General features: G+C 72.3%; 4 protein-coding genes. 3 read left to right on the forward strand and 1 reads right to left on the reverse strand.

Annotation, left to right across the window (positions count from 1 at the left end; all coding sequences use genetic code 11):
- Nucleotides 1–202: 202 nt before the first annotated feature.
- Complete coding sequence (locus ACFW16_RS35775; RefSeq protein WP_380313870.1) at nucleotides 203–1,876, reverse strand: ABC1 kinase family protein; 1,674 nt, start codon at nucleotides 1,874–1,876, stop codon at nucleotides 203–205.
- A gap of 134 nt (nucleotides 1,877–2,010) precedes the next feature.
- On the opposite strand from ACFW16_RS35775, the gene ACFW16_RS35780 reads away from it, so the two are divergent.
- From ACFW16_RS35780 to surE, 3 genes are all read left to right on the forward strand, one after another.
- Nucleotides 2,011–2,652, forward strand: coding sequence for a hypothetical protein (locus tag ACFW16_RS35780; RefSeq protein WP_380313871.1), 642 nt, complete (start codon nucleotides 2,011–2,013; stop codon nucleotides 2,650–2,652).
- Between the two features lie 282 nt (nucleotides 2,653–2,934).
- Nucleotides 2,935–4,209 carry a serine--tRNA ligase gene (gene serS, locus ACFW16_RS35785; protein WP_380313872.1) on the forward strand — a complete coding sequence of 425 codons (1,275 nt, stop codon included), beginning with the start codon at nucleotides 2,935–2,937 and terminating at the stop codon, nucleotides 4,207–4,209.
- A 2-nt stretch (nucleotides 4,210–4,211) separates the two neighbouring features.
- On the forward strand, nucleotides 4,212–4,970 hold the full coding sequence (surE, locus tag ACFW16_RS35790; RefSeq protein ID WP_380313873.1) for a 5'/3'-nucleotidase SurE: 759 nt from the start codon (nucleotides 4,212–4,214) through the stop codon (nucleotides 4,968–4,970).
- The last annotated feature ends 189 nt before the right edge of the window (nucleotides 4,971–5,159 follow it).

Here is a 5,159-nt window from a genome sequence, read left to right on the forward strand (position 1 = left end):
GCTCAGCCCCTCGCGCTCAGCCCCTCGCGCTCAGCCCCTCGCGCTCAGCCCCTCGCGCTCAGCCCCTCGCGCTCAGCCCCTCGCGCTCAGCCCCTCGCGCTCAGCCCCTGGCGCCCGGCCAGCCTTTTCCGCCCCGGGGACCGATGCCGTATTCCCGCGAACGTCCGCAATGGATCGAGGTCGTCGATCCTGTCTCCCGCCCCTAATCCCTGCCTCTGCCCGGCAGCAGCAGCCAGGCGATGCCGGCCAGGGCGGCGAGGCAGCCGAGCAGGGCGAAGGCGGGGATGCCGAACAGGCGCGGCCCGGTCTCGGCCAGGATCGGCGCCAGGCCGACCACGAAGGCGGCGGTGACGATGGCGACGGCGATGCGCGCGGCGCCGCGCTCGATCGAGCCGCCGAACCGGTCCATCCGGCCGATCTCGACCTCCAGCTTCACCCGGCCCTTCTCCACCCGCCGCAGCACCCGCCGCAGGATGCCGGGCGCGTCGCCGGCCAGGGCCTGCAGCTCCAGGAGCGCCGATCCGGCCCGGCTCAGCATCGCCTCGGGGGCGTAGCGCGCGGCCAGGGCGCGGCGCACCACCGGCTCGACCTCGCGCACCACGTCCAGCTCGGGGTCGAGGCGGCGGACCACGCCCTCGGAGGTCATCAGCGCCTTCAGCACCAGCGCCAGGTCCGGCGGCAGGGCGAGGTCGTGGTCGCGCATCAGGGCGACGAAATCGGCCAGCGCCTGGCCCAGCTTCAGCCGGCCCAGCGCGCCGCGGGTGTGGCGGGCCAGAAAGGCCTCCGCCGCCTCCTCCAGCGGGCGGGCGTCGATGTCCGGCTGGCCGGCCCAGTCCAGCAGCACCTCGCGCACCCCGGCGGCGCTGCCGCCGGTGATCGCCGCCATCAGCGTCACCAGCTGGTCGCGCCGCCGCGCCGACAGCCGGCCGATCGTGCCGAAATCGAGATAGGCGATGCGGTCGCCCGTCAGGCACAGCATGTTGCCGGGATGCGGGTCGGCGTGGAACACGCCGTCGATCAGCATCATCTGCAGGAAGGCGTTCGAGCTGCGCGCCGCGAGCCTGCGCCGGTCCAGCCCGGCCGCGGCCAGCGCCGCCTCGTCGCTGGGCCGGATGCCGGCGACGAAGTCCTGCACCAGCACCTCCTCGCTGGTCCAGGCCCAGTGGATGCGGGGAACCACGATCTCCGGCCGGTCCTCGAACTGGGCGGCGATCAGCTCGGCGTTGCGGCCCTCATTGGCCAGGTCCAGCTCCTCGCCGATCGCGGCGGCCAGGTTGCGGGTGATCGCCTCGGGGTGATAGCGGCGCAGCTCCGGCAGCTCGGTCCCGGCCAGCCTGGCGGCATGGGCCAGCAGGCGCAGATCGGCCTCGACCAGCGGCCGCAGCCCGGGCCGGCGGATCTTCACCACCACCTCGGTGCCGTCGGCCAGCGCGGCGCGGTGCACCTGGGCGATCGAGGCCGAGGCCAGCGGCTCGCGGTCGAATCGCGCGAACACGGCGTCGGGCGCGCCGCCCAGCGCCGCCTCGAGCACCGGCGCCAGCGCGTCATAGGGCAGGGGCGGGACTCGGTCGTGCAGCTTCTCCAGCTCGGCGATCCACTCCGCCGGCAGCAGGTCGCTGCGGGTCGCCAGGATCTGCCCCAGCTTGACGAAGGTCGGCCCCAGCGCCTCGATCGCCAGCCGCAGCCGGGCCGGCGTGTCCTGGCCGGGCGCGGCCGTCCCGGTGTCGCCGGGCGCCAGCCCGGCCTGCTTCAGCAGCCGGTGCAGCCCCAGCCGGCGCACCAGGTCGCCGAAGCCGAAGCGCAGCAGCACGGTGACGATCTGCTGCAGCCGCTTCAGGTCGCGGGCGACGACGAAGGCGGTGGGAAGGACCTGCATGCTCGGCCTCGGCAAGGGGCGGGGACCGGACAGCAACGTCGGTGCCGCCGCCCTGTTCCGCCGCCGGACGAATGGCCGCGGCGGGAATGTGATCGCACTGGTATTATCGGCTGTTCTTGTTCATGATATGTTCCATGAATATGGCGCCTCCCGATTGCGAGACGGAAGACCGGCCGGTCGACAAGGATCTGGCCTGGACGCGATGGGCGCTGGGCTCGCTGGCCGAGCTGGTCGAGATCCACCTCCGCACGGCGCGGATGACGGCGACGGAGCAATTGGCGACGCCGATCGGGCCGACCAGGCCGGATTTCGCGCTGGCGCAGGTGCGCCTGGCCCGTTCGGTGCGGCTGTCGATCGCGATGAGCCAGCGGGTCCGCGAGAATTATCGGGATCGCAAGGCCGGGAAGGCGGCGCCGGAGCCCACGCCGGCGGAGGCGGCGGCCGAAGCCGCGCCGGCCGAGGCCGCGCCGGCAGCCGAGCCGAAGGACAGCGAGCCCCGGTCGGAACCGCGCGAATCCCTGACCGAGAGCGAATGCCTGGAGGACGAGCTCGAGCCGGGCGAAGAGGCGGAGGAGCGGCGCGACGCCGCCTTGCTGCCGCGGGACTGGGACGGCACCGCTGCCGTCGAAGCCCCCGACGGCCTGCCCCAGGACCGCCTGCCCGACGACCTTGCCGAAGCCGTAGCGTCTCGGCCCGAGCCCGACCGGCCTCGTCCGTCGGATGAGGCCGATACCGGCCGGCCCGTGCCGACTCTCGCGAAACCGGACAGCAGCTGAGTCATCGCCGGCGCGACCGCGTAGGTTGGGTTCGCATGGCGAACCCAACATCCCGCCACCGTGCCACTGTTGGGTTCGCTCGCCGCGAACCTAACCTACATCGCCGCTCTGCCTTCCACACTCCCCCTCCCCCTGCGGGACGGGGCAGGGGGAGGGGCGTGCGCGCGTCTGCGCGCGAACGTACAAAGCACCGTCCCGGAGCCCCCGGCCCGTTTGCGTCCGGCCGGCCCACCTCCTATAACCACGGCACGATTCCCCGATCCGGCAGTCACCGAGCGCGCGATGCACGACATCCGATTCATCCGAGAGCATCCCGAGGCCTTCGACAAGGGGATGGCTCGGCGGGGTCTGTCGCCCGTCGCCGCCGAGCTGCTGTCGCTGGACGAGCGCCGGCGCCAGATCACCACCGAGCTGCAGGGGCTGCAGACCCGCCGCAACGCCGCCTCCAAGGAGATCGGCGCGGTCAAGTCCAAGGGCGGCGACGCCCAGGCGCTGATGGACGAGGTCGCCTCGATCAAGGCGAAGATGGGCGAGCTGGAGCAGGCCGACCGCGACGCCGAGGCGGCGTTGGCGGCCCGGCTGGCCGAGCTGCCGAACATCCCCGACGAGGACGTGCCGGACGGGCCGGACGAGAGTGCCAACGTGGAACTGCGGCGCACCGGCGAGCCGCGGCGGCTGAACTCGGCCCGCGACCATGTCGATCTCGGCGAGGGCCTCGGGCTGATGGACTTCGCCGCCGCCTCCAGGCTGTCCGGCGCAAGGTTCGTGGTCCTGCGCGGCGCGCTGGCCCGGCTGGAGCGCGCGATCGGCCAGTTCATGATCGACCTGCATGTCGACCGGCACGGCTACACCGAGATCGCGCCGCCCTTCATGGTGCGCGACGAGGCCGTGTTCGGCACCGGGCAGCTGCCGAAATTCGCCGAGGACCTGTTCCGCACCAACACCGGCCACTGGCTGATCCCGACCGCCGAGGTGCCGCTGACCAACCTGGCCGCCGGCGAGATCCTGGAGCAGCAGGGGCTGCCGCTGCGCTTCACCGCGCTGACGCCGAGCTTCCGTTCGGAAGCCGGCTCGGCCGGGCGCGACACCCGCGGCATGATCCGCCAGCACCAGTTCAGCAAGGTCGAGCTGGTCAGCATCACCACGCCGGAGCAGTCGGCCGCCGAGCACGAGCGCATGACGGAATGCGCCGAGACCGTGCTGAAGCGGCTGGGCCTGGCCTTCCGCACCATCGCGCTGTGCACCGGCGACATGGGCTTCTCCGCCCGCAAGACCTACGACATCGAGGTCTGGCTGCCGGGGCAGGGGCGGTATCGCGAGATCTCCTCCTGCTCCAATTGCGGCGACTTCCAGGCCCGGCGGATGCAGGGACGGTTCCGGCCGGAGGGCGAGAAGGGCACCCGCTTCCTGCACACCCTCAACGGCTCCGGCGTCGCCGTCGGCCGCGCCCTGATCGCGGTCATGGAGACCCATCAGCGGCAGGACGGCTCGGTCGAGGTGCCGGAGGTGCTGCGGCCCTATATGGGCGGGCTCGAGATCCTGGAAGCGAAGGGCTGACGATGCGCATCCTCCTGGCCAATGACGACGGCATCAATTCGACCGGATTCTCGGTGCTCGAGCGCATCGCCCGCGAGCTCTCGGACGACGTCTGGGTCTGCGCGCCCGAGAGCGAGCAGTCGGCCGCCAGCCACTCCCTGACCATCCACCGCCCGCTGCGCCTCAGGAAGATCGAGGAGAAGCGCTTCGCCGTCGACGGCACGCCGACCGACTGCGTGCTGCTGGCGATCAACCACGTGATGAAGGACAAGCGGCCGGACCTGGTCCTGTCCGGGGTCAACCACGGCCGCAACATCGCCGAGGACGTGACCTATTCCGGCACCATCGCCGCGGCGATGGAGGCGACGCTGCTGGGCATCCGCGCCATCGCCTTCAGCCAGCAATTCGCCGACGGACGGCGGCCGGACTGGGAGACGGCGGGCCGCTGGGGCGCCGAGGTGGCGCGCAAGGCGATCGCCACGGACTGGCCGGACCAGGTGCTGGTCAACGTCAACTTCCCGGCGGTCGACCCGGATGCGGTCACCGGCATCGCCGTGGTGCCGCACGGCCTGCGCAAGATCGGCGACGTGCTGGAGGAGCGGCTGGATCCGCGCGGCCGCACCTATTTCTGGATCGGCACCAGCCGGACCGAGGAGGCGCTGCAGGGCGACGAGACCGACGTCTCCGCCCTGCGCGACGGCCGGATCGCGGTGACGCCGCTTCATCTCGACCTGAACCACGCCGCCGCGATCCAGTCCCTGCGGCGGACCTTCGCCGAGTAGGAGCGCCGGGTGGAGCTGGAGAGCCGGATGGATCGGGCCTTGCCTCTCCCACCAGTTTTTTCCAAGTCCCCCCTCCCCTTGCGGGAGGGGGGCAGGGGGAGGGGTCTGCGCGCGTCCGCGCGCGTATGGCCCGGGGCCTGGTGCGGCCAGAACGGCTTGTGGCGATCGACCGTCGGCTCGGGCCGAGAA

It is taken from the genome of Inquilinus sp. NPDC058860 (genome assembly GCF_042743185.1).
Classification (GTDB): domain Bacteria; phylum Pseudomonadota; class Alphaproteobacteria; order DSM-16000; family Inquilinaceae; genus Inquilinus.

Excerpts from the sequence above, each read along its gene's own strand:
- surE (WP_380313873.1), top strand. The coding sequence starts at position 4,212 with ATGCGCATCCTCCTGGCCAATGACGACGGCATCAATTCGACCGGATTC.
- ACFW16_RS35775 (WP_380313870.1), bottom strand. The coding sequence starts at position 1,876 with ATGCAGGTCCTTCCCACCGCCTTCGTCGTCGCCCGCGACCTGAAGCGG.
- serS (WP_380313872.1), top strand. The coding sequence starts at position 2,935 with ATGCACGACATCCGATTCATCCGAGAGCATCCCGAGGCCTTCGACAAG.
- ACFW16_RS35780 (WP_380313871.1), top strand. The coding sequence starts at position 2,011 with ATGAATATGGCGCCTCCCGATTGCGAGACGGAAGACCGGCCGGTCGAC.